The sequence below is a fragment of the Caldovatus sediminis genome (assembly GCF_014644455.1).
GTDB classification, from domain to species: domain Bacteria; phylum Pseudomonadota; class Alphaproteobacteria; order Acetobacterales; family Acetobacteraceae; genus Caldovatus; species Caldovatus sediminis.
The window spans coordinates 443776-464232 of record NZ_BMKS01000003.1 but is presented as its reverse complement, the minus strand read 5'-3'; the positions used below and the strand labels follow the sequence as shown (position 1 = coordinate 464232).

Below are 20457 nucleotides of genomic sequence, written 5' to 3'. Positions count from 1 at the left end.
CTCCACCAGGGGCTTCGCTACGCGCCCCGGGCTCTGACCCTCCTACACCACCACACGGGACGCCACCCGAGCCGGTCGGGATCGACCTGATCCATGACCTCCGCCCGCCAGGTTGCCCGTGCGGCGGCGACATCGGGCCGTTCCTGCTCGCTCGCGTGCAGGTTTTTTCTTGCGCCGCAGGCCAGCACGCCGCAGCGCCCGGCACAGCACGGCCGGGCTGAACCGCCGTCCCACCCGCTCGGCCAGCATCGCGGCGTACTCGGCCAGCGTGGCGTCCGGCCGCTCGGCCACCAGGGCGGTCAGCTCCTCCGGCCCCGCACCACCAAGCGCGGCGCGCCCGCCGCGGCGGCGCAGCGGGGCGCGGCGGCCCGCGCCGGCCTGCCGCAGCCAGCCGTTCACCGTGCCAACCGCCACCCCAAACCGCTCGGCCAGCACGCGCTGGCTGCCCTCGCGCCGCTCATGCGCCGCCAGCACGCGCTCCCGCAGATCGACCGACAACGCCATGGCTTCGGACCCTCCAAAGCCAGCCCAACGCGGACCCGAACCGGCCGTTCAACTCACCAAGCAATCCGCTCTAGACCCTCCGGACCAGATCCGCATCTGAAGCGAGTCATTGCCATCAGAACCAACTTATGGTTGTATTTGAGGTGCCCCCTGCTGCGCCAGAGCGAGTCCGCCCCCCCGATGTCCCCCTCGTCCGATCCGTCCCGAAGGATTCCGATCGGCGGCCGCCAGACCGGCCTGCCGCTCCTGTGGAACGCTCCCGCCGCCGACCGCCGGCGGCGTCTGCCAGGACCCAAGGGAAGGTCCCGTGCCTCCCGGACCGGCGGCGCCGCGCCGCCGGGAGCGGGTGCGACCCTCGATCCCCTGCGGCTGCTGGTGCGGGCCCTCGTGCCGGGAGTCGGTCGCGACCTGACGCTGCGCCAGCTCGCCGTTCTGCTTGTCGTCCATGACGGAGAGGAGCCGCGCACCTGCTGCGCCCTGGCCGACATGCTGGCGATCCCGCGGCCGGCTATGACCCGGGCGCTCGACCGCCTGACGGCGCTCGACCTCGTGCGCCGCGTGAGCGACCCGGCGTGCCGGCGCAATGTTCTGGTGAGCCCGACGCCGGGGGGCTGGGCCTTCCTCGGCATGCTCCGCGACCGCCTGGTCGGGGACCCGGCCTGAGCGCCGCGCTTCGCGAGCCCGCCCTCAGCCGAACATCCCGGAGAGGGCGAGCCGCAGGCGGCTCCACATGCTCGGCAGGGCCTCCGCCCGCGTCGAAGCGAGCACATCTGGCCCCATCAGCGCAACCGCGCAGAGCGCCGCGGTGGTGGCGATGAGGGCCGTGGCGAACAGGGCGCGCGCCGCCTTTTCGCCGAACAGGAGCAGGCGCAGGGTGGCGTCGGTGCGGTGCCGTGCTTGCGCCTCCGAGCGGTTTTTCGCGACCGTCCAATCCTTGTGCCGCATCTTCGACCTCGTCCCGAACCGTCCCGACCGCTGCGCGTGAATGCCCGCGCGCCTCCGGCCATGGCGAGCGGGCCGCGCGGCATCGGGCCGCATCCCTTTCGCCCCGCACAAGAATGAGATCGTCGAAACGTTTTGCGCGTGAATACACAAGAACGAGAGCGGGCGGGCCGGTAGCGTCTCGCGCGCCGAGGCACGACCGTGCGGCGCCTGGCGCGACCGGGGCCTTCGCTCGCCTGCCGGCGGGCGGGACGGCGCCATGCCCCCGCGCTATAGATCGGACCCATGCCGCCGATCCGCCTCCGCCGCCGAGACCTCCTTGCCCTTGTCCATGGCCTGTTCCTTGCGGGTTTCGGCCCGCTTCCGCCGGTGCCGCGGGCCGCCCGCGCCCAGCCCGGCATCAGCGAGCCGCAGCCGCGCCTGCCACAGGAGACGCTGGTGATCGTCAGCCGCGACGGCGCGCGGCGTCACGCCTTCCGCGTGGAGATGGCGGTGGAACCCTATCAGCAGATGGTGGGGCTGATGTTCCGCGACCACGTCGCGCCCGACGAAGGCATGCTGTTCGATTGGGGCACCCCGCGCGAATCGAGCATGTGGATGCGCAACACTCTGATCCCGCTCGACATGCTGTTCATCGCCGCGGACGGGCGCATCCACCGCATCGCCGAGCGGACGGTGCCGCACAGCCTCGCGCCGATCCCGAGCGGCGGGCCGGTGCGGGCGACCCTGGAGCTTGCCGGCGGCACCGCCGAGCGGCTCGGCATTCGGGTCGGCGACCGGGTGCTGCACCGCATCTTCGGCACGGCGCCCTGACGCTCCTCTTCGTCAGGTCTGGCCGCGCCTGGCCGGGTCGGACGGCGAGGGTTGCCGGTGTCCCCTCCTGCCCATAGTTTGCGCTGCGCGTGCGGGGCGTGGCGCAGCCTGGTAGCGCGCCTGTTTTGGGTACAGGAGGCCGTGGGTTCGAATCCCGCCGCCCCGATCCCCGAGGCCATTGCCGGATCGCCGGAAGGGACATCCCGAGGCGATCGCCACCTTCCTCCCCATGGAAGCGCCGACCTGCCTCGCGACCCCTGGTCCGCAGCGCGCCCGGCATCGTCTCCGCGACGGGCCGCCGCACCGCCGAGGCCGGCCGGGCGGCGCACGATGCATTCGACGAGGGAGGGCCGGGCGATTCCGTCATCGCCCGGTCGTGCGCCGGCATCGCGTCGAGGCAATGCCGCGCCTTCCAGTCGGCGCCGTCCCTGCCAAGCCATGCCGGGTGGGCTGCACCGCCTCGGCGATCCAGGGCGGTCCGGCGCCGAGGAAGGCCGATGAAAGCGGCCCTCAGCCGCGAGGCCGGCGCCCGTTGCCCTGTTGCTCCCGCCCGTGTAGTTCCCCGCCCGACGCCGGCTCCCACCGCCCGCCCAGGCATGCGCGGGCGGTTCGGCATTGCTCCTTTCCACCACCCGATCCGGACGCGACTCCCATGGCGAAGATGCAGGCCAACCAGATGCGCCCTGGCATGGTCATCGAGTTCGAAGGCCAGCGCTACACCATCCTCAAGCAGAACATCATGATCCCCGGCAAGGGCGCGGCCGTGATCCAGGTGGAGATGCGCAACATCAAGACCGGCGCGAAGAAGGACCAGCGCTGGCGCACCTCCGACACCGTCGAGCGGCTGACGACCGAGGACAAGGAGTACGTCTACTCCTACACCGACGGGGACAACCTCGTCCTGATGGACCCCGAGACCTACGAGCAGATCTCCGTGCCGAAGGAGATCCTCGGCGACCGCCTGCCCTTCCTGCAGGAGAACATGACCGTCAGCCTCCGCCTGATCGAGGGCGAGCCGGTCTCGATGGAACTGCCCGAGACGGTGACGCTGACGGTGACCGAGGCCGATCCGGTGGTGAAGGGGCAGACCGCCGCCTCCTCCTACAAGCCCGCCGTGCTCGAGAACGGGGTGCGGACCATGGTGCCGCCCTTCATCACGGCCGGGGAGCGGATCGTGGTGCGGACCACGGACGGTTCCTACGTGGAGCGGGCGAAGGGCTGACGCGTGGCGCCGGACCGGCCGGGCGAGGCCCGGCGGGGAGGCGCGCGGCGGGGTGGATGGACGGGCGGAGGGGGCGCCTCGGACGCCTCGGGTGCCCCTCCGCCCCTCCATCCGTCCGGCCGCCGTCCGGTCCGCGATGCGCGCGGCGGGCCGGGGGTGGCGAGGACGTGGCGTCGTCGTGCGGCGCCGGCGGCGCCGACGAACCGGTGTTCCCTCGCGCGTTCAGGCCCGAGTCATGCCCCCGCCCTCTCCCCGCATGTCGCCTGCGATGCAGGTGCTCACCACCGCCGTCCGCAAGGCCGGGCGACGGCTGCTGCGCGACTTCGGGGAGGTCGAGCAGCTCCAGGTGAGCGTGAAGGGGCCGTCGGACTTCGTCTCGCAGGCGGACCTGCGGGCGGAGGAGACGCTCCGGGCGGAGCTCTCGCGGGCGCGGCCGGACTTCGCCTTCCTCATGGAGGAGAGCGGGGAGGGGGGCGAGGCGGAGTGGCGTTGGCGGTGGGTCGTCGACCCGCTCGACGGCACCACGAACTTCCTGCACGGCATCCCGCATTGGGCGGTGAGCGTGGGGGTCGAGCGGCGGGTCGGCGCCCGGGGCGGCGCGGCGTCGGAGATCGTGGCGGGGGTGGTGTACAGCCCGGTGGCGGACGAGATGTTCTGGGCCGAGCAGGGGAAGGGGGCGTTCCTCAACGAGCGCAGGCTGCGGGTGTCGGCGCGGCGGGACATCCGGGAGGCGGTGTTCGCGACGGGGATCCCGTTCGCGGGGGCACCCCGCAAGGCGGAGTTCAGCCACACCCTGGCGCGGCTGATGCCGCAGGTGGCGGGCATCCGCCGGTTCGGGTCGGCGGCGCTCGACCTCGCGTGGGTGGCGGCAGGGCGCTACGACGGGTACTGGGAGCTGAACCTCAAGCCGTGGGACATCGCGGCGGGGATCGTGCTGGTGCGCGAGGCGGGGGGATTCGTGACCGACCCGGAGGGCGGGGATCCCTACGCGAACGGGAACGTGGTGGCGGGGAACCCGGCGCTGCAGCCGCGGCTGCGCGAGGCGGTGGCCGAGGGGATCGCGGCGGCCGCGGGGCGCGGCGGGACGGTGCCGGCGGCGGCCTCGGCTGGCGTCCGGGAGGGCGCGGCGGAGGGGGACGGACGCCCGAGGCCATGAGCGGCGGGCCGCGCCGCCAGTGATCCGGGGCGCGCATGGACGCGAGGCCGCAGGCTGGCCTAGGGTGGACCGCGTGATCCGGCGGCGGGAATCGGGGCTTCGCCTGGCGCCGCGCCCCGGCGGCGCGGCGATGGCGGGGTGCGGACGCGGCGGCGCGGCGCGGGCGGCCGCGCTGCGGCTGGCGGCGGCCGTGGCGATGGCGGCCGCGGCGGGGAGCCTGGCGGCGTCAGGTGCGGCGATGCCGGGCGGAGACGGCGACGCCGGGGCGCCGGCGGCGGAGTTCGGGCCCGATGGCCTGCCGCTGCCGGGGAGGCCGCCGGCGGCGCCGCCCATGCCCTCGCCGCTGATCGAGCTGCTGCGCGCCCCGCCGACCGCTGGCGGGACGATGGAGGAGGAGCAGGGGACGCTGCGGACGGCGGCCCTGCTGCCGGAGCCGCCACCGGCGCCGCCGCCTCCGGTGGCGCTGGAGGCGCCGGTGGCGGCGCGGCGCGGCGGTGCGGCAGAGGCCTCCGCCGCCGATCCGCTCGCCGGGGTGGAGAGCGGGCCCGGAGGCGGGTATCGCCTGCGGGTCACGGCCGGGGCACCGGACGGTGCCGACGCCGCGGCGGCGCTCGATCCCGAGACGGCGCGGGCGGCCGAGTCGATCGGGCGGCGGCTCGCAGCGGCGGCGAAGGAGGGTGGCGGCCGGGTGACGGTGCTCGCCCAGGTGGCCGCGCCGCCGGGGATGGAGGTCTCGGCGCAGCGGCGGCTTGCGCTGGCGCGGGCGCTGGCGGTCAAGGGGGCGCTGGTGGCGGGCGGCGTGGACCCGACCCGGATCGACCTGCGGCCGCTCGGGCGCACGGAGGAGGGGGTGGATGCGGTGGACATCCTGCCGCCCGCGGACGGGCCGCCGGGAGGCCCGCGGCGCGACGCGGCGGGCGCAGGGGCGGTGACGCGATGACCTCGCCGGCCCGCTACCTCTGGCAGATGGCCGCCTTCCTCGGGCCGGTCGCGCTGCTCGCGGCGGTGCTGAGCCCCGAGCTCGCGCACGCCTTCGCCACCAACCCGATCCTCAACACCGTCATCGTCCTGGTGCTGCTGTTCGGGATCTTCTGGACCGTGCGGCAGGTGCTGGCGCTGCGGCGCGAGGTGGCGTGGCTCGAGGCCTACATCCAGCCGCTGCCGGGGGCGCCGGAGCTGGCGCCGCCGCGGCTGCTCGCGCCGATGGCGCACATGCTGGCGGCGCGGCGGAGCGACCGGCTGACGCTCTCGGCACTGGCGACGCGGACCATGCTGGACGGGATCCGGTCGCGGCTCGACGAACAGCGCGAGGTGTCGCGCTACATGACCGGGCTGCTGATCTTCCTTGGGCTGCTCGGGACCTTCTGGGGGCTGCTGCTGACGATCGGGTCGGTGGCGGAGGTGATCCAGGGGATGTCGGTCGGGTCGGGGGACCTGAACCAGCTCTTCAACCAGCTCAAGTCGGGGCTGGCGCAGCCGCTGCGCGGCATGGGGACGGCGTTCTCGGCCTCCATGCTCGGACTCGCCGGGGCGCTGGTGCTCGGGTTCCTCGACCTGACGGCGGGGCAGGCGCAGAACCGCTTCTACAACGAGCTGGAGGAGTGGCTCGCGGGGGTGACGCGGCTGTCCTCGGGCGTGCTCGGCGCGGAGGGCGAGGGCGGCTCGGTGCCCGCCTACGTGCAGGCGCTGCTGGAGCAGACGGCGGAGAACCTCGAGGGCCTGCAGCGCATCCTGGCGCGGGGGGAGGAGGCGCGCGGGGCGACCTCGCACGCGCTGACGACGCTGACCGAGCGACTCTCCGTGCTGACCGACCAGATGCGGGCGAACCAGCAGATCATGGTGCGGCTGGCGGAGGCGCAGACCGGGCTGGCGCCGACGCTGCAGCGGCTCGCGGAGGCGCAGGCGCAGGGCGCGATGGACGAGGCGACGCGCGGGCACATCCGCAACCTCGAGCTCTACATGGCGCGGCTGCTCGAGGAGGTGTCGCAGGGGCGCATCCAGGCGACCGAGGAGCTGCGCAGCGAGATCAAGCTGGTGGCGCGGACCATCGCGGCGCTGGCGGAGGAGCAGCCGCGGTGAGCGCCGCGGCGGCGCGCGCGGGAGGGGCCTGCCCTCCGGTGCCCTTCCGCCGGGCGCAAACCCGGCCCCGGGTCGGGTTGACCGGCCGCGGGAGGCGGGGATTGCGGGGCGGCGGCGCCCCCCCGCCCGTCCCGGCCTAGCCCGCCATGGCCGAGATCGGCGGCGGCCGGCGCGCCCGCGGCGGACTCAACGCCTGGCCCGGCTACGTGGATGCGCTGTCCACGCTGCTGCTGGTCGTCATCTTCGTGCTGATGGTCTTCGTGCTGGCGCAGGGGTTCCTCTCCGTCGCGCTGTCCTCGCGCGACCAGGCGCTCGACCGGCTGCACCGGCAGGTGGCGGAGCTCGGCGAGATGCTCGCGCTCGAGCGCGGGCAGACGGAGGAGCTGCGCAGCAGCCTCGGCCGCACCACCGAGGAGCTGCGCGCGGCGGCGGCGGCGCGCGAGGCGCTGGCCCGCCAGCTCGCCGGGCTGCGCGAGGAGCGCGACCGGCTCGGCGCGGAGCGCGACTCGGCGCGCGCCGAGCGGGACCGGCTGGCGGCGCGGCTCGCCGACCTCGACCTCGCCGCGCGCGGGGCGTCGGAGCGGGTGGCGACGCTGGAGCAGCGCCTCGCCGAGGCGCTCGCGCGGGCCGAGGCGGCGGGCGGCGACGCCGCGCGCACGGTGCGCGACCTGAACGAGGCGCGCCGCGGCCTGGCGCTGGAGCGCGAGGCGCGCGAGGCGACGGAACGCGAGCGCGCGGTGCTCGGGGAGCAGCTCGCGGCGACGCGCGCGCAGCTCGCCGAGGCGCGGGCGGCGCTGGAGGCGACGCGGCGCGACCTCGCGGCGATGCGGCGCGAGGCCGAGGCGCTGGACCGCCAGGTGCGCGTCGAGCGCGAGACGGTCGAGGCGCGGCTGTCCGACATCGCCCGGCTGAGCCAGCAGGTGCAGGCGCTCGCCGCCCTGCGCGACGAGCTGGAGCGCCAGGCGCAGGAGGCGATGGCGCGCGCCGAGGAGGAGGCGCGCCGCCGCCGCGCGGCGGAGGCCCTGGCGATGCGGGCCGGCGAGCAGGCGAGCGAAGCGGAGCGGCGCCGTCGCGAGGCCGAGGCCGCCGCAGCGCGGGCGGGCAGCCTCGCCGCGGAAGCGGAGCGGCTGCGGCGCCTGGCCGCGGGCGAGGCGGCGGAGGCCACGGCCCGGGCGGAGGAGGCCGAGCGCCGGCGCCTCGCCGCGGAGATGAGGCAGGCCGAGGCGTTGCGCCTCGCCTCGGCGGAGGAGGAGCGCCGGCGCTCGGCCGAGACGCGGGCCGAGGAGGCGGCGCGCCGCGCGGCCGAGGCGGCCGCGCGCGCCGAGGCCGACGCCCGCGCGCGCGAGGCGGCGCAGGCGCGGGCGGCCGAGCAGACGCGACTCGCCGACAGCGCGCGGGCGCAGCTCGCGCTGCTGAACCGCCAGATCGAGGCGCTGCGTGCGGAGCTGGCGCGCGTCAACGCCGCGCTCGCGGCGTCGGAGGCGGCGGAGGCCGAGAAGGACGTGCAGATCGCCAATCTCGGCGCGCGGCTGAACGCGGCGCTGGCAGCGCGGGTCGAGGAGCTGCAGCAGTACCGGTCCGACTTCTTCGGGCGGCTGCGCCGCATCCTCGGCGACCGGCCGGAGGTGCGGGTGGTGGGCGACCGCTTCGTCTTCCAGTCCGAGGTGCTGTTTCCGCCCGGCTCGGCCGATCTGAGCGCGGCGGGCGAGCGCAGCGTGCGCGACCTCGCGCGCGTGCTGCTCGACATCGCGCGGCAGATCCCGCCGGACATCGCGTGGATCCTGCGCGTGGACGGGCACGCCGACCGCACGCCGATCCGCACCGCGCGGTTCGCGAGCAACTGGGAGCTTTCCGCGGCGCGGGCGATCGCCGTGGCGCAGCTGCTGATCCAAGAAGGGCTGCCGCCCAACCGGGTGGCGGCGACGGCGTTCGGCGACACCCAGCCGCTCGATCCGGGCGACACGCCGGAGGCCTATGCGCGCAACCGCCGCATCGAGCTCCGGCTAACCGACCGATGAGCGGCGGGGCGGGGGCGGCGGGGGGGCCGCCGAATCTGCGCGTGGTGCGGCACGCGCTGCTGAGCGACCGGCTGGCGCGGCTGCGCGACGCGGCGACGCCGAGCGGCGCCTTCCGCCGGCTGCTCGGCGAGGTCGGCGCGATCCTCGCGGTGGAGGCGACGCGCGCGCTGGACGAGGCGGAGACGGCGGTGGCGACGCCGCTCGCCACCATGCGGCACCGCGTGCTCGCCGCGCCGGAGCCCTGCCTGGTGCCGGTGCTGCGGGCCGGGCTCGGGCTGCTGGAGGGGGTGCGGCGGCTGATGCCGGAGGCGCCGGTGGGGCACATCGGCCTGTTGCGCGACGAGGCGACGCTGCGGCCGAGGGAGTACCTGGTGCGGCTGCCGCGCGATCTGGGGCGCCGGGGGGCGCTGCTGCTGGACCCGATGCTGGCGACCGGGGGCAGCGCCGTCGCGGCGGTGGCGCGGCTGAAGGAGGCGGGGGCGCCCTGGGTGCGGATGCTCTGCGTGGTGGCGGCGCCGGAGGGGGTGGCGCGGCTCGGCGCGGCGCATCCGGAGGTGGAAGTGTTCGCGGCGGCGCTGGACGAGCGGCTCGACGCGCGGGGATTCATCGTGCCGGGGCTTGGGGACGCGGGGGACCGCTGCTTCGGAACGGGGGCGGAGGGTAGGCGGCAAGGGGCGTGACCGGGTTCTGGCTTGCGATCCGCAAGCTTCTTTGCTTGCATGATGCAAGTCATGGGGCGGAGGGCCTGCCGTGGTCCGGACCGACTTCACCCGCATGCGCTGCCCGGTGGCCCGGTCCATGGCCGTGCTCGGCGAGCGATGGGCGATCCTCGTGCTGCGCGAGGCCTTCTACGGGGCGCGGCGCTTCGAGGAGTTCGAGCGGCATCTCGGCGTCGCGCCGAACATCCTGAGCGCGCGGCTGCGCAGCCTGGTGGAGCACGGACTGCTTGAGCGCGTGCCGCTGGGCGCGGGGGCGGCGGGCGAAGCGGCGGGACGGGGGCGGCACGAGTACCGGTTGACGGAGAAGGGGCGCGACTTCTTCCCGGCCTATCTCGCCCTCAAGCGCTGGAGCGACCGGTGGATGGCCGACCCTGCGGGACCGGCGGCGGTGCTGGTGGAGCGCGCGAGCGGGGCGGAGGTGGTGGCGCCGGTGGCGCGCCGCGCCGACGGGGCGCCGCTCGGGCCGGAGGATGTTCGGGTGCTGCCGGGGCCGGGGGCCTCGCCGGCGATGCGGCGCCGCTTCCTGCTCGCCGCCGGGATCGGGGAGGGGGAGGATGACGGCCGCTGACGGCGGCGGGGCAGGGGGGGCCGGGGCGGCGCTGGCGGCCGCGGCCGAGGCGCCGCCGGCGCCGATGCCGCTGCGCGCGATCCTGCGCCGGATCCTGGCGCTGGCCGCGCCGACGAGCGCGAACGCGGCGCTGCAGGCGGCGGCGCAGGTGGCGGAGACCTGGCTCGCGGCGCGGCAGGGGACGGCGGCGCTCGCGGGGTGGGCGGTGGCGCTGCCCTTCGCGCTGCTGATGCAGCAGATGTCGGTGGGCGCGATGGGCGGCGGCGTGGTGTCGGCGATCGCGCGCTCGCTCGGGGCGGGGCGGCGGGACGAGGCCTCGGCGCTGGTGCTGCATGCGCTGCTGATCGCGCTCGGGGCAGGGATGGTGTTCGCGGTGGCGCTCGGCGGGTTCCCGCGGGCGGTGCTCGGCGCCGTGGCCGGGGCGGAGGCGGCCGAGGCGGGGGCGGCCTATGTCGTCTGGCTGTTCGCGACGGGGGCGGTGCCGGCGTGGGTGGCGAACACGCTGGCCTCGGTGTTGCGCGGCGGGGGGCGGCATGCGCTGGCGGCGCGGGTGCTGGGAGTGGTGTGGGTGGCGCTGCCGCCGCTCTCCTGGGTGCTGATGGAGCCGCTCGGGATGGGGCTCGCGGGGGCGGGGGCGGCGTTCGCGGCGCTGTTCTGGGCGGCGTCGGCGGTGATGGCGGTGGTGGTGCTGCGCGGCGGGGCGGGCTTCGTGCCATCACTGCGCGTGCGGCCGCGGGCGGCGTTGTTCCGGCGGATCCTGGCGGTCGGTCTGGTGGCCTCGATGCTGGCGGCGGTGGCGAACCTGACGACGGTGCTGGTGACGGCGCAGGTGGCGGTGCACGGGGCGGCGGCGGTGGCGGCCTACGGGATCGCGGCGCGGCTGGAGTTCCTGATGATCCCGCTTGCCTTCGGGATCGGTTCGGCGCTGACGGCGCTGGTGGGGGGCGCGGTCGGGGCGGGGGACTGGGCGACGGCGCGGCGGATCGCCTGGACGGGCGGACTGGTGGCGCTGGCGGTGGCGGGGGCGGTGGGGGTCGCGGTGGGGGCGATGCCGCGGGGTTTCGCGGGGTTCTTCACGAGCGACCCGGCCGTGGTGGAGGTGGCGACGCGGGCGCTCGCGGTTATCGGGCCGGCCTACGGCGGGTTCGGGATGGGGATGGCGCTGTATTTTGCCTCGCTCGGGGCGGCGCGGGTGCGGTGGCTGGCAGTGGCCGGCCTGTCGCGGCTGGCGCTGGCGGTGGGCGGAGGGTGGGCGCTGGCCTACGGGGCAGGGATGGGGCTGGAGGGGCACTTCCTCGGCGTGGCGCTCGGGATCACGGCGTACGGGCTGGTGATCGCGGCGTCGGTGCGGCCGGGGGTGTGGCCGGGGCGGGGCCAGGCGGTGGTCGCGGCGGAGGCCGGGCGCCCGTCGCCGCGGCGACGGTGAGGCCGGGCGCTGCCGGCGTCGACGGCCAGGGGATGAGCCGCCGCGACGCCGCCGCCTTGCGGTGGCGTCCGCCGAGCCTACCTGCGCGGTGGGGCGAGGACGGCCTCGCTCGTTTCGGCGACATCGGTGGGGACGGCCCTGCCATGGACCTTGCGGAGGTCTGTGATGGCCTGGGTCGTTCTGGTTCTCGCGGGACTGCTGGAGATCGGCTGGGCGGTCGGGCTGAAATGGACGGTCGGGTTCACGCGCCCGATCCCGACCGTGTTCACCCTGGCCTGCATGGCGGGCAGCGTCGGCCTGCTGGGCCTCGCGCTGAAGGCGCTGCCGCTGGGGACCGCCTACGCGGTGTGGACCGGCATCGGAACGCTCGGGACGGCCGTCCTCGGCATCGCGCTGTTCGGGGAGGCGGCGAGCGCGGCGCGGCTGGCCTGCATCGGCCTGATCGTCGCGGGCATCGTCGGCCTCAAGCTCGTGACGCCGTCCTGAGGCGACCGGGGAGGGAAGCGCGCCTAGAGGAGGCGACCCTCGAAGGGGGGCTTGAGGTCGGGGGCGTCGAATTCGAGGACCCAGAGGTCGGGGTCGCGCCTGACCTGGCGCTCGACGTAGGCGTCGGCGGCGGCCTGGTCCACGGGGCCGTTGCCGGTGGCGCGGAGCCAGGCGGGCCGGCCCTCGGCGTCGCGGATCTGGCTGAGGACGACGAGGCCCTCGCGGCCGCGGAGGACGCAGAGGACGCCGCCGCTGTCGGGGTCGCCCTTGCGCAGCACGGCGGCGGAGCGCCCGGCCATGTCGGACAGGCGCAGCGCCATCGAGACCCAGATGCCGGCTTTCACGCGTGCGTCCATGAGGGCGCATGGTGGCGGCTGCGCGCCGGAGCGCAAGCCGGGCCGCGCGGCGCTCTTGCGGAGCGGCTGCCGGGGCGTCACACAGCGCGCGATTCCTGGGGGCCGGGCGATGATGGGCGGCAAGAACGGCGGCGGGACCGATCCGCGGCGGATGAGCGAGGGCCAGCGCGCCTACGAGGCGCGCCGGGCGGCGAAGGCGGGGATGAGCCTCGAGAAGTGGCTCGCCGAGAAGGAGAAGCGGACGCGGGAGGAGATCGCGGCCGCCACGAGGGCGGAGGCGGTGAAGCCGGCGAAGAAGCCGGGGTTCTTCGCGCGGCTGCTGGAGCGGGCGCAGAAGCCGTTGTGACGATGGTCCGCCGGAAGGCGACCGTCTGCAGGGCGCCGCCTGGACGGACCGGCAGATGAGATTCCCAAGCGGCTGCGGACGTGATTGCGTGATCCGTGGACGTCTGGCGGACGAGGAGTGGTCCTTCTTCGAACTCTTCGCGGTGTCGGCCAGTCCGCTCGGCGGCAGGCCGGCCCGCGACCTCCGGCGGGTGCTGGAGGCCATCTTATGGATCGCGCGGCACTGGCGCGCCGTGGCGCGATCTGCCGGCCGAACCTGGGAACCGGAAGCTGGTGTTCCGCCAGTTCCGGCGCTGGACCGCCGCCGGTCGGTGGGAGGTGAGGCAGGAGGCCTTGGCCGATGGCGGCGGCGAGGCCGACCTGCTGCAGAGGATCGGCAGCACTATCGCCGGGGCGCGCCACTGCGCCGCCGGCGGGTTCAGGGCACTTCGCGCGATGGCCTCACGAGCAAGCTCCATATCCTGGCCAGCGCGCCGGTCTCGGTCTGCCCATCACCCTGCACGTGAGCTCCGCGCAGGAGGCCGACTGCTCGAACCATGACGCGCTGATGCAGGCGCGTGCCAGCGACCCCGCATCCTGATCCGCCAGAACCCGCGCGAGCGCAGCGCGGTACCGGAGATTCCGACCGAGCGGAACCGCCACCTCCGGCACAGCGTCAGCCGCTCCCGCCTCGCGCTGCGCAGCCGCCCCGAGCGCCTCATCAACCGCCTGAGGAACAGCCGCCGCATCGCCACGCGCTGCGACCAGACCGCCGACAGTTCCCCGGTTTCGTCACCCTTGTCTCCATCCGACTGTGGATCAGGTTTGCCCACACGACCTAGATGATGGAGACCGCGGTCAGGGTCGCGGTGAAGCCCTTCAGGATCAGCTGATCGCCCGCCTCCCAGGCGCTCGAGGTGAGGAAGGTGGAGTTCACCCCCTCGAACAGCCCGGTGCTGATGCTGAGCTGGCCCAGCGCCACGTCGAGATCGAGCTGATCGGCGATGTTCGGACCGTTGAAGGGGTTGAAGTCGGTGATGACGTCGGTGCCGTAACCCCTAGCGAAGACGAAGACGTCGTTGCCGCTGCCGCCGGTCAGCCGGTCGTTGCCGAGGCCGCCGTCGAGCCGGTCGTTGCCGCCGCTGCCGAACAGCCAGTCGCTCTGCAGCCCGCCGGCCAGGCTGACGCTGCCGCTGAGCGTGTCGGCGCCCGAGTTCCCGTCAATCCACGACGCCTGGTAGGGAACCTGGCCGGCGAGGCTGATGCTCTCGTTGCCGGAGGAGGTGGCGAGGATCACCACGCTCACCGTGCCGGTCGCGCTCGCCCCCCCGGCATCCTGGACCGTGTACTGGAAGCTGGCGGTGCCGGCCGTGCCCGGCGTGGTGATGTTGACGGTGCCGTTGACCGAGTCGAGGGTGACGCCGATCCCGCCCGTCGCGCCGCCGACGCCGGTGAGGGTCAGGCCGTTCGGCGTCTCAAGGTCGCTGTCGTTGGCGAGGAAGACCGCGAAGGGGAGCTTCGCGGTGGCGGAGCCGGTCAGGCCGGTGGAGAGGATGATCTTGTCGCTGCCGGCGGTCGGCGCGGTGTTGCTGACCGGCTCGTCCGCGCCGTGGATGGTGATGGTGACGGCCTGCGCGGTGCCGTCGGCGGAGTGGAAGGTGAAGCTGTCGCTCGCCGTCTGCCCGCTGTTCAGCCCCTGCACGGCGGCGTTGGCGACGCGGTAGGTCCACTGCCCGTCCGCCGTTATGCTGAACTGGCCGTAGGTGCCCGACGCGTTGCTCACCGCCTGGAAGAAGGCCTCGTTGTAGTCGGCGTCGCTCACCGTCAGGGTGCCGCTCGCCACCAGGTAGCCGTCGCCGTCGACGTTGCTGTCCTCGGTCACCGCGCCGGTCGTGGTGCCGCCGATCACCGCCGCGTCGTTGGCGCCCTCGATGGTGATGGTGATCGTCGCGGTGTCCGACCCGCCCGCCTCGCCGCCGCCCGCCAGCCGGTCGGTCGCCTCGACCGTGTAGGTCAGGGTCAGGGTCGTGCCGGCGTTGAGGAAGTCGAACTTCCCGCTGCCGTCGAAGCTCCAGCCGACCGTCGAGCCGGCCGGGCCGTCCGCCGCGATGCCGCTCGTCTGCGCCAGGGTGAACAGCGCCTTGAGCCCCGCCGCGTCGAGCCCCTTGGCCGCGAGCAGGCCGCCGAGCGTGTCGCCGCCGGCGAGCGCGAGCGTGCTCGTCGCCGCGACGCCGCTCACCGCGAGGTCCACCGTGTCGCTGGTGTCCGGGTCCTTCACCACCAGGCTGCCCGCGGCCGCGAGCGGCGAGTCGTCCTCGCCCACCGTGGCGGCGGCGACGGTCGCGCTCAGCTCCGGCGCGTCGTTGACGCCGGCGATGGTGATGCTGACCGGCACTTGCAGCGTGCTGCCGTGCCCGTCGGCGATGGTGACGGTGAAGCTCTCGGTGCGGGTCTCGCCGGCGGCGAGGTACTGCACCAGCGCGTTGTCCACCGCGTAGCTCCAGCCGACCGCGCCGCCCGTGCCCTGGTCGGGCTCGGTCAGGGTGCCGAGGGTGAGCGTGCCGAGGTTGCCCGTCCCCGCGACGCCCGCCGTGTGCGTGTCGTGCCAGTCCTTGTCGGCGAAGGCGATGCTGCCCGAGGCGGTCAGCGTCGCCGCCGCGTCCTCGGTCACCGCCCCCGTCGCCGTCGTCGCCCCCGCCTCCAGCACCACCGGGTCGTTGCTGCCGGCGATCGTCACCGTGACCGTGTGCTCCCCGGTCGCGCCGTGCTCGTCGGTGCCCCGCACCGTGTAGGCGAGCGTCAGCGTCTCGCCGACGCCGAGGAAGTCGAACGCCTCCGTCCCCGAGTCGAAGCTCCAGGCGACCGTCTCCTCCTGCGCCGAGGCATCGGTCAGCACCGTCGCCGGCGCGACGGAGAAGAAGCCGCGCAGATCGTCCGTGTCGAGCCCGCCGGCGAAGCCGCTCACCGCCAGCCCGCTCACCTCCACCGCGACGCTGTCGCTCTTGTCGAGGTCGCGCACCGTCAGCGTCCCGCTGCCGCTGAGGCCGTTGTCCCCCTCGGTCAGCGCCAGCGCGTCCGCATCGCCGGCGCGCACCAGCACCTCCGGCGCGTCGTTGGCGCCGGAGAAGCTGATCCAGACCCGCGCCGTGCTGAGCACGCCGTCGGCCATGCGGATGGTGTAGTCGAACCAGTCGGCGTTCTCCCACACCTCGCCCTCGCCGAGCGCCTGCACCGCGTCGGCCAGCGCGCTGCCCGCGGGATCGTAGCTGATGGTGCCGTCGCTGGCATCGTAGGTGACGAGAGCGCCGTTGGCCGTGACGAGCGTGAAAAGCTGCGTCCGCGGATCGCTGCCGTCGCTCAGCCCGTAGAAGGTCTTGGCGTTGCCGCCGAGATCGTTGGCCAGCAGGTCGCTGACCAGGATCTCGCCGCTGCCGTCCTCGGCCAGCGTGACCGCGTCGTCCCTCGCCTGCGGGGTCTGCAGGACCGTCTTGAGCTTGAACCTGGTCGCGTTCGCCATGGAACCTCCGCCTGGCTGGCCGCGCCCGCCGCTGCCGCGGCACCGTCGCCACGTCGCGAGGCGGCCGAGCCTCGAAACGCTTTTGCACCGTACCGTTCCGTGTTTGGAGAAGCGCGCGAACTGTAGCGAAAATTTTACCGTTAAATTTTCTACTTTTGATTTCAATCTCCTCAGAGTGGCGCGGCGGCGGCGCGGGCATCGCGCGTCAGACCAATCAACGGTTGCCGATGACCCCGTCCCTTTCGCGTCGTCCCGCTCGCCGCGGCGCCCTCGGCGCCGCCTACTTCCCCGCTGCGTCGGGTGTCGCCAGCAGATCCATCTGCACCGCCGTCGCCCCCGCCGGCGGCGTCAACCCGAGGTGCCGCCACCCCGGCTCCCCGAGCACCCGCCCCCGCGGCGTGCGCAGCACGAGCCCCTCCTGGATCAGGTAGGGCTCCACCACCTCCTCCAGCGTGTCCCGGCTCTCCGCGAGCGAGGCCGCGAGCGTCTCCACCCCGACCGGTCCGCCGCCGTGGTGCTCGGCGATGCGCCGCAGGTAGCGCCGGTCCAGCGCGTCGAGCCCGAGGTGGTCCACCTCCATCCGCAGCAGCGCCGAATCCGCCAGCGCCCGGTCCGCCGCCACTCCCGCCACCAGCGCGAAGTCCCGCACCCGCCGCAGCAGCCGCCCCGCCACCCGCGGCGTCCCGCGCGAGCGCCGCGCGATCTCCATCGCCCCGTCCTCGGAAAGCGCGAAGCCGAGCTTCTGCGCCCCGCGCCGGACGATCGCGTAGAGCTCCTCCACCGCGTAGAACTGCAGCCGGAGCGGGATGCCGAACCGGTCGCGCAGCGGCTGCGTCAGGAGCCCCGAGCGCGTCGTCGCCCCGATCAGCGTGAAGGGCGGCAGGTCGATGCGCACCGTCCGCGCCGCCGGCCCCTCGCCGATGATGAGGTCGAGCTTGAAGTCCTCCATCGCCGGGTAGAGGGTCTCCTCGATCGCCGGCATCAGGCGGTGGATCTCGTCGATGAACAGCACGTCGCGCGGCTGCAGGTTGGTCAGGATCGCCGCGAGATCCCCCGCCCGCTGCAGGATCGGCCCGCTCGTTGCGCGGAACCCCACCCCCAGCTCCCTCGCCACGATCTGCGCCAGCGTCGTCTTGCCGAGCCCCGGCGGCCCCGAGAACAGCGCGTGGTCCATCGCCTCGCCGCGCGCCTTCGCCGCCTCGATGAACACCTTGAGGTTCTCGCGCAGCGCCCGCTGCCCGATGAAGTCGTCGAGGCTCTGCGGCCGCAGCGCCCCCTCGCCCTGGTCCTCCTCCAGCCTCTCGCCGCTGGTCACGCGCGCCTCGGGATCGCGTTCGCTCATCGGCTCGACAGCTCCTTCAGGCTGTCGCGGATCACGCTGGCGAGCGGCGCGTCGTCACCGAGCCGCCCGACCACCCGCGCCACCGCCGCCGCCGCCTCCGGCCGCTTCCAGCCGAGGTTGAGCAGCGCCGAGACGGCGTCGGCGGCCACCCCGGCGCCCGGCCCGCCGTCGCCCGGCACGGCGACGGCGCCCTGCCCGTCGTCCGGCCGCATCCGGCCGGTGGCCCATTTCTGCATCGCGGGCTCGTCCACGATGCGGTTCGCCGTGGTCGCCCCGATCCCCTTGATGTCGCCGATCCGCTTGCGGTCCTTCGCCGCGATGGCGCGCGCGAGGTCCGGCACGCCGAGGCCGGAGAGCACGATGAGGGCCTTCTGCGGCCCGACCGTCTTCACCTCGATGAGGTTGCGGAACGCCTCGCGCTCCTCCTCGGTGGCGAAGCCGTAGAGGACGATGGCGTCCTGCCGCACATGCGTCTCGACCAGCACCTGCACGGTCCCGTTCGCCGACTGCAGCCGCCCCAGCGTCTTCTGCGAGCAGGACACCAGGTACCCCACCCCGCCCACGTCGAGGATGCATCCCCCCTCGACCACGCCGTCGAGCTTCCCCGTGAGCTTGCCGATCATGCCCGGACGAGGCCCTTCGCCCAGGCGAGGCGCGTTGCCCGGTGGTGCGCGTGGCAGATCGAGACGGCGAGCGCGTCCGCCGCGTCGGCGCGCGACAGCCGCGCGTTCGGCAGCAGCCGCCGCACCATCATCTGCACCTGCTCCTTGGTCGCGGCGCCGGTGCCGACCACGCTCTGCTTCACCAGCATCGCGCCGTACTCGCGCACCGGGATGCCGACCAGCGCCGGCGCCAGCATCACCACGCCGCGCGCCTGGCCGAGCTTGAGCGCCGATCCGGGGTTGCGGTTCACGTAGGTCTCCTCGACCGCCGCCTCGTCCGGCCGCCACTCCTCGAGCAGCGCGGTCAGGCCGCGATGGAGCTGCATCAGCCGCTCCGCCAGCGGCAGCCTGTCGTCGGTGGACACCACCCCGTCGCCGAGATGGCGCAGCCGGTTCCCCGCCGCCTCGATCACCCCCCAGCCGGTATGGCGCAGCCCGGGATCGAGCCCGATGACCCGAACGACGGCACCGGCGGCCCCCGCGCCGCTCACCCGCCCCCGCGCGCCTAGGCCGCCGAGGAGAGCCGCTGCATCACGGCCTCCGGCACCTCGTAGTTCGCATGGACCTGCTGCACGTCGTCGTGCTCCTCCAGCGCGTCGAGCAGCTTGATCACCGCCGCGGCCTGCTCCTCGCCGAGCGAGACGGTGGTGGTCGGCCTCCATTCCAGCCGGGCGCTCCCCGCCGGCCCGAACCGCGCTTCCAGCGAGTCGCGGACGGCGAAGAGGTCCTCGGGCGATGTTCTTACTTCGTGCTCATCGGGACCGCTGTCAACATCGGCCGCCCCGGCCTCGATCGCCGCCTCCAGCATGGCGTCGGCGGAGGCCATGGAGGCCGGATAGCGGATCACGCCGAGCCGCTCGAACTGGAACGCGACCGAGTTGGTCTCGCCGAGCGCGCCGCCGTTCTTGGCGAAGATCGCGCGCAGGTCGCCCGCGGTGCGGTTGCGGTTGTCGGTCAGCGCCTCGACGATGACGGCGACGCCGCCGGGCCCGTAGCCCTCGTAGCGGACCTCCTGGTAGTCCTCGCCGGGGCCGCCCTGGCTGCCGCCGCGCCGGATCGCGCGCTCGACCGTGTCGCGCGGCATGTTCGCCGCGCGCGCCGCGTGCACGGCGGCGCGCAGGCGCGGGTTCGCCGCCGGGTCCGGCAGGCCCTGCCTGGCCGCCACGGTGATCTCGCGGATGAGCTTGGCGAAGGCGCGCGCGCGCTTGGCGTCCTGCGCGCCCTTGCGGTGCATGATGTTCTTGAATTGCGAATGGCCGGCCATCGCCGCCCTGTCCTCCGAAAACCCGCGACGGAAGGGATATGGGTTTGCCTCGGCTTATAACGGCGCCCCCTGCCCCGCGCCAACGAGGCCGCGGGCGCCGCAGCCGGCGTCCGCGCCGCGGCAACGGGGCGGGCCGCCGGCGCACCGGCTCAGGCGGCCGAGGCGCGGTCGCGCTGCACCCGGTAGGGGCTCGGGTCGAGCATCCGGGCGCCCTCCGGATTGGTCCCGGAGAACTCGTAGAGCGGCCCTTCCCAGGCGCCGAAGTCGATCGGCTGGGATCCGTCGGGCCAATAGGTGTAACGCTGGGTGTCGCGGGCGGCGATCACGCGCGCCCCGCTCCACAGCGCGAGCTCGCCGCAGAAGCGCCTGCCGTCCCCCCAGGTGCCGCGGTTGGCCTCGTAGGTGTCGGCCGGGGCGCAGGCGAAGAGCACGATCAGCTCCACCAGCCCCTTCCAGGACGCGGTGAGGCCGACGTTGAACAGGTTGAGCCCCTCGCGGCCGAGCTGCAGGCCGAAGCCGCCATGCGCGGCCGGCACGCACATGCCGCTGCCAAGGTCCCAGTTGGCCTCGAAGCCGTGGCAGAGGACGTGCAGGCGGGCAAGCCTGCGCCTCTCGCGCGCGCCGGGCCACGGTGTCCACGATGTGGCGGACTCCGGTGCCGGTGTTCACCTGCATCACGAACGAGTACCAGGCCGGCGTGGCGCCGGTCAGCCGCCGGTCGTGGATGATCATGGAGGCCATGGGCCGTCCCCCGATGTCCTGCCTGAGGTTGGAACGTTCCCGCATTCCCGGTGCGCGGACAACGGCAATCGGCGCGCCCGGCCCGCCTCCGCCCGCCGGCCGGCCCCGGCACGCCGCACCCTCCCCCCGCAGCCGCCGCACCGGCGCGGCCTGACGCTGCGCGCCATTGCTGCGCGAGCCCGGTCCAGGCGACCGCGCCGCGACGCCGCCCGGCGCTCCGCGCCGTCCCACCGCCCTGCGGCGCCGCCGGGCGCAGCCAGGCGTGCGCTCGGCCTCGCACGCGCGGATCCCGGCGTCGGAGCGGCCCGGAGCAGGCGC

21 protein-coding genes and 1 tRNA gene are annotated in these 20457 nt (G+C 74.7%); 13 read left to right on the top strand and 9 right to left on the bottom strand.

Annotated elements, in window-relative coordinates; genetic code table 11:
* Nucleotides 1-42 precede the first annotated feature (42 nt).
* Entirely contained in the window at nt 43-504 is a 462-nt protein-coding gene (locus IEX99_RS07355; RefSeq protein ID WP_188899355.1) for an IS630 transposase-related protein, read from the bottom strand.
* A gap of 387 nt (nt 505-891) precedes the next feature.
* Here IEX99_RS07355 and IEX99_RS07350 point away from each other — a divergent pair, with 387 nt between their 5' ends.
* Nucleotides 892-1167 (top strand): MarR family winged helix-turn-helix transcriptional regulator, encoded by a 276-nt coding sequence (locus tag IEX99_RS07350; protein ID WP_188899354.1) that lies wholly within the window; start codon nt 892-894, stop codon nt 1165-1167.
* A gap of 24 nt (nt 1168-1191) precedes the next feature.
* Here IEX99_RS07350 and IEX99_RS07345 read toward each other — a convergent pair whose 3' ends face one another.
* Nucleotides 1192-1449, bottom strand: coding sequence for a hypothetical protein (locus IEX99_RS07345; RefSeq protein ID WP_188899353.1), 258 nt, complete (start codon nt 1447-1449; stop codon nt 1192-1194).
* Nucleotides 1450-1731: 282 nt separating this feature from the next.
* Here IEX99_RS07345 and IEX99_RS07340 point away from each other — a divergent pair, with 282 nt between their 5' ends.
* The 11 genes from IEX99_RS07340 (at nt 1732) to sugE (ending at nt 11933) form a co-directional block, all read left to right on the top strand.
* The gene (locus tag IEX99_RS07340; RefSeq protein ID WP_188899352.1) at nt 1732-2259 is read left to right on the top strand and encodes a DUF192 domain-containing protein; all 528 of its coding nucleotides are present in this window, start codon (nt 1732-1734) and stop codon (nt 2257-2259) included.
* A 92-nt stretch (nt 2260-2351) separates the two neighbouring features.
* Nucleotides 2352-2425: transfer RNA gene (locus tag IEX99_RS07335), tRNA-Pro, on the top strand.
* A gap of 486 nt (nt 2426-2911) precedes the next feature.
* On the top strand, nt 2912-3481 hold the full coding sequence (gene efp, locus IEX99_RS07330; RefSeq protein WP_188899351.1) for an elongation factor P: 570 nt from the start codon (nt 2912-2914) through the stop codon (nt 3479-3481).
* A 268-nt stretch (nt 3482-3749) separates the two neighbouring features.
* Nucleotides 3750-4637 (top strand): inositol monophosphatase family protein, encoded by an 888-nt coding sequence (locus IEX99_RS07325; protein WP_188899350.1) that lies wholly within the window; start codon nt 3750-3752, stop codon nt 4635-4637.
* A gap of 64 nt (nt 4638-4701) precedes the next feature.
* Nucleotides 4702-5577 carry a hypothetical protein gene (locus IEX99_RS07320; protein WP_188899349.1) on the top strand — a complete coding sequence of 292 codons (876 nt, stop codon included), beginning with the start codon at nt 4702-4704 and terminating at the stop codon, nt 5575-5577.
* A complete protein-coding gene (locus tag IEX99_RS07315; RefSeq protein ID WP_188899348.1) occupies nt 5574-6716 on the top strand; it encodes an FUSC family protein in 1143 nt (380 codons plus the stop codon). Before IEX99_RS07320 ends, IEX99_RS07315 begins: the two co-directional genes overlap by 4 nt.
* 146 nt (nt 6717-6862) lie before the next feature.
* On the top strand, nt 6863-8734 hold the full coding sequence (locus tag IEX99_RS07310) for a peptidoglycan -binding protein (protein ID WP_229677857.1): 1872 nt from the start codon (nt 6863-6865) through the stop codon (nt 8732-8734).
* Nucleotides 8731-9414 carry a uracil phosphoribosyltransferase gene (gene upp, locus IEX99_RS07305; protein WP_188899347.1) on the top strand — a complete coding sequence of 228 codons (684 nt, stop codon included), beginning with the start codon at nt 8731-8733 and terminating at the stop codon, nt 9412-9414. The genes IEX99_RS07310 and upp overlap by 4 nt, the downstream gene beginning before the upstream one ends.
* Nucleotides 9415-9484: 70 nt before the next feature.
* A complete protein-coding gene (locus IEX99_RS07300) occupies nt 9485-10021 on the top strand; it encodes a winged helix-turn-helix transcriptional regulator (protein WP_188899346.1) in 537 nt (178 codons plus the stop codon).
* On the top strand, nt 10008-11447 hold the full coding sequence (locus tag IEX99_RS07295; protein WP_229677856.1) for an MATE family efflux transporter: 1440 nt from the start codon (nt 10008-10010) through the stop codon (nt 11445-11447). The genes IEX99_RS07300 and IEX99_RS07295 overlap by 14 nt, the downstream gene beginning before the upstream one ends.
* A 165-nt stretch (nt 11448-11612) precedes the next feature.
* Nucleotides 11613-11933 carry a quaternary ammonium compound efflux SMR transporter SugE gene (gene sugE / locus IEX99_RS07290; RefSeq protein WP_188899345.1) on the top strand — a complete coding sequence of 107 codons (321 nt, stop codon included), beginning with the start codon at nt 11613-11615 and terminating at the stop codon, nt 11931-11933.
* 23 nt (nt 11934-11956) lie between these two features.
* Here sugE and IEX99_RS07285 read toward each other — a convergent pair whose 3' ends face one another.
* Nucleotides 11957-12289, bottom strand: coding sequence for a DUF1491 family protein (locus tag IEX99_RS07285; RefSeq protein WP_188899344.1), 333 nt, complete (start codon nt 12287-12289; stop codon nt 11957-11959).
* Nucleotides 12290-12440: 151 nt separating this feature from the next.
* Between IEX99_RS07285 and IEX99_RS07280 the strand changes: the two genes are divergently transcribed.
* Nucleotides 12441-12635, top strand: a complete 195-nt coding sequence (locus IEX99_RS07280) for a hypothetical protein (RefSeq protein WP_188899343.1) — start codon at nt 12441-12443, stop codon at nt 12633-12635.
* 816 nt (nt 12636-13451) lie between these two features.
* On the opposite strand, the gene IEX99_RS07275 is transcribed toward IEX99_RS07280, so the two are convergent.
* From IEX99_RS07275 to IEX99_RS07250, 6 genes are all read right to left on the bottom strand, one after another.
* On the bottom strand, nt 13452-16130 hold the full coding sequence (locus IEX99_RS07275; protein WP_188899342.1) for a VCBS domain-containing protein: 2679 nt from the start codon (nt 16128-16130) through the stop codon (nt 13452-13454).
* A gap of 280 nt (nt 16131-16410) precedes the next feature.
* Nucleotides 16411-17472: a Holliday junction branch migration DNA helicase RuvB gene (ruvB, locus tag IEX99_RS07270; RefSeq protein ID WP_188899341.1), complete on the bottom strand. Its 1062-nt coding sequence runs from the start codon at nt 17470-17472 to the stop codon at nt 16411-16413.
* On the bottom strand, nt 17469-18095 hold the full coding sequence (gene ruvA / locus IEX99_RS07265; protein ID WP_188899340.1) for a Holliday junction branch migration protein RuvA: 627 nt from the start codon (nt 18093-18095) through the stop codon (nt 17469-17471). The genes ruvB and ruvA overlap by 4 nt, the downstream gene beginning before the upstream one ends.
* On the bottom strand, nt 18092-18625 hold the full coding sequence (gene ruvC, locus IEX99_RS07260; RefSeq protein ID WP_188899339.1) for a crossover junction endodeoxyribonuclease RuvC: 534 nt from the start codon (nt 18623-18625) through the stop codon (nt 18092-18094). The genes ruvA and ruvC overlap by 4 nt, the downstream gene beginning before the upstream one ends.
* 14 nt (nt 18626-18639) lie before the next feature.
* A complete protein-coding gene (locus IEX99_RS07255; RefSeq protein WP_188899338.1) occupies nt 18640-19398 on the bottom strand; it encodes a YebC/PmpR family DNA-binding transcriptional regulator in 759 nt (252 codons plus the stop codon).
* 149 nt (nt 19399-19547) lie between these two features.
* The gene (locus IEX99_RS07250) at nt 19548-19940 is read right to left on the bottom strand and encodes a hypothetical protein (protein WP_188899337.1); all 393 of its coding nucleotides are present in this window, start codon (nt 19938-19940) and stop codon (nt 19548-19550) included.
* Nucleotides 19941-20457: the final 517 nt, after the last annotated feature.

Coding starts and splice junctions, on each gene's coding strand:
- IEX99_RS07280 (WP_188899343.1), top strand. CDS start 12,441: ATGAGCGAGGGCCAGCGCGCCTACGAGGCGCGCCGGGCGGCGAAGGCG.
- upp (WP_188899347.1), top strand. CDS start 8,731: ATGAGCGGCGGGGCGGGGGCGGCGGGGGGGCCGCCGAATCTGCGCGTG.
- IEX99_RS07340 (WP_188899352.1), top strand. CDS start 1,732: ATGCCGCCGATCCGCCTCCGCCGCCGAGACCTCCTTGCCCTTGTCCAT.
- efp (WP_188899351.1), top strand. CDS start 2,912: ATGGCGAAGATGCAGGCCAACCAGATGCGCCCTGGCATGGTCATCGAG.
- ruvA (WP_188899340.1), bottom strand. CDS start 18,095: ATGATCGGCAAGCTCACGGGGAAGCTCGACGGCGTGGTCGAGGGGGGA.
- sugE (WP_188899345.1), top strand. CDS start 11,613: ATGGCCTGGGTCGTTCTGGTTCTCGCGGGACTGCTGGAGATCGGCTGG.
- IEX99_RS07285 (WP_188899344.1), bottom strand. CDS start 12,289: ATGGACGCACGCGTGAAAGCCGGCATCTGGGTCTCGATGGCGCTGCGC.
- IEX99_RS07250 (WP_188899337.1), bottom strand. CDS start 19,940: ATGTGCGTGCCGGCCGCGCATGGCGGCTTCGGCCTGCAGCTCGGCCGC.
- IEX99_RS07315 (WP_188899348.1), top strand. CDS start 5,574: ATGACCTCGCCGGCCCGCTACCTCTGGCAGATGGCCGCCTTCCTCGGG.
- IEX99_RS07310 (WP_229677857.1), top strand. CDS start 6,863: ATGGCCGAGATCGGCGGCGGCCGGCGCGCCCGCGGCGGACTCAACGCC.
- ruvB (WP_188899341.1), bottom strand. CDS start 17,472: ATGAGCGAACGCGATCCCGAGGCGCGCGTGACCAGCGGCGAGAGGCTG.
- IEX99_RS07355 (WP_188899355.1), bottom strand. CDS start 504: ATGGCGTTGTCGGTCGATCTGCGGGAGCGCGTGCTGGCGGCGCATGAG.
- IEX99_RS07255 (WP_188899338.1), bottom strand. CDS start 19,398: ATGGCCGGCCATTCGCAATTCAAGAACATCATGCACCGCAAGGGCGCG.
- IEX99_RS07275 (WP_188899342.1), bottom strand. CDS start 16,130: ATGGCGAACGCGACCAGGTTCAAGCTCAAGACGGTCCTGCAGACCCCG.
- IEX99_RS07325 (WP_188899350.1), top strand. CDS start 3,750: ATGCAGGTGCTCACCACCGCCGTCCGCAAGGCCGGGCGACGGCTGCTG.
- IEX99_RS07345 (WP_188899353.1), bottom strand. CDS start 1,449: ATGCGGCACAAGGATTGGACGGTCGCGAAAAACCGCTCGGAGGCGCAA.
- IEX99_RS07295 (WP_229677856.1), top strand. CDS start 10,008: ATGACGGCCGCTGACGGCGGCGGGGCAGGGGGGGCCGGGGCGGCGCTG.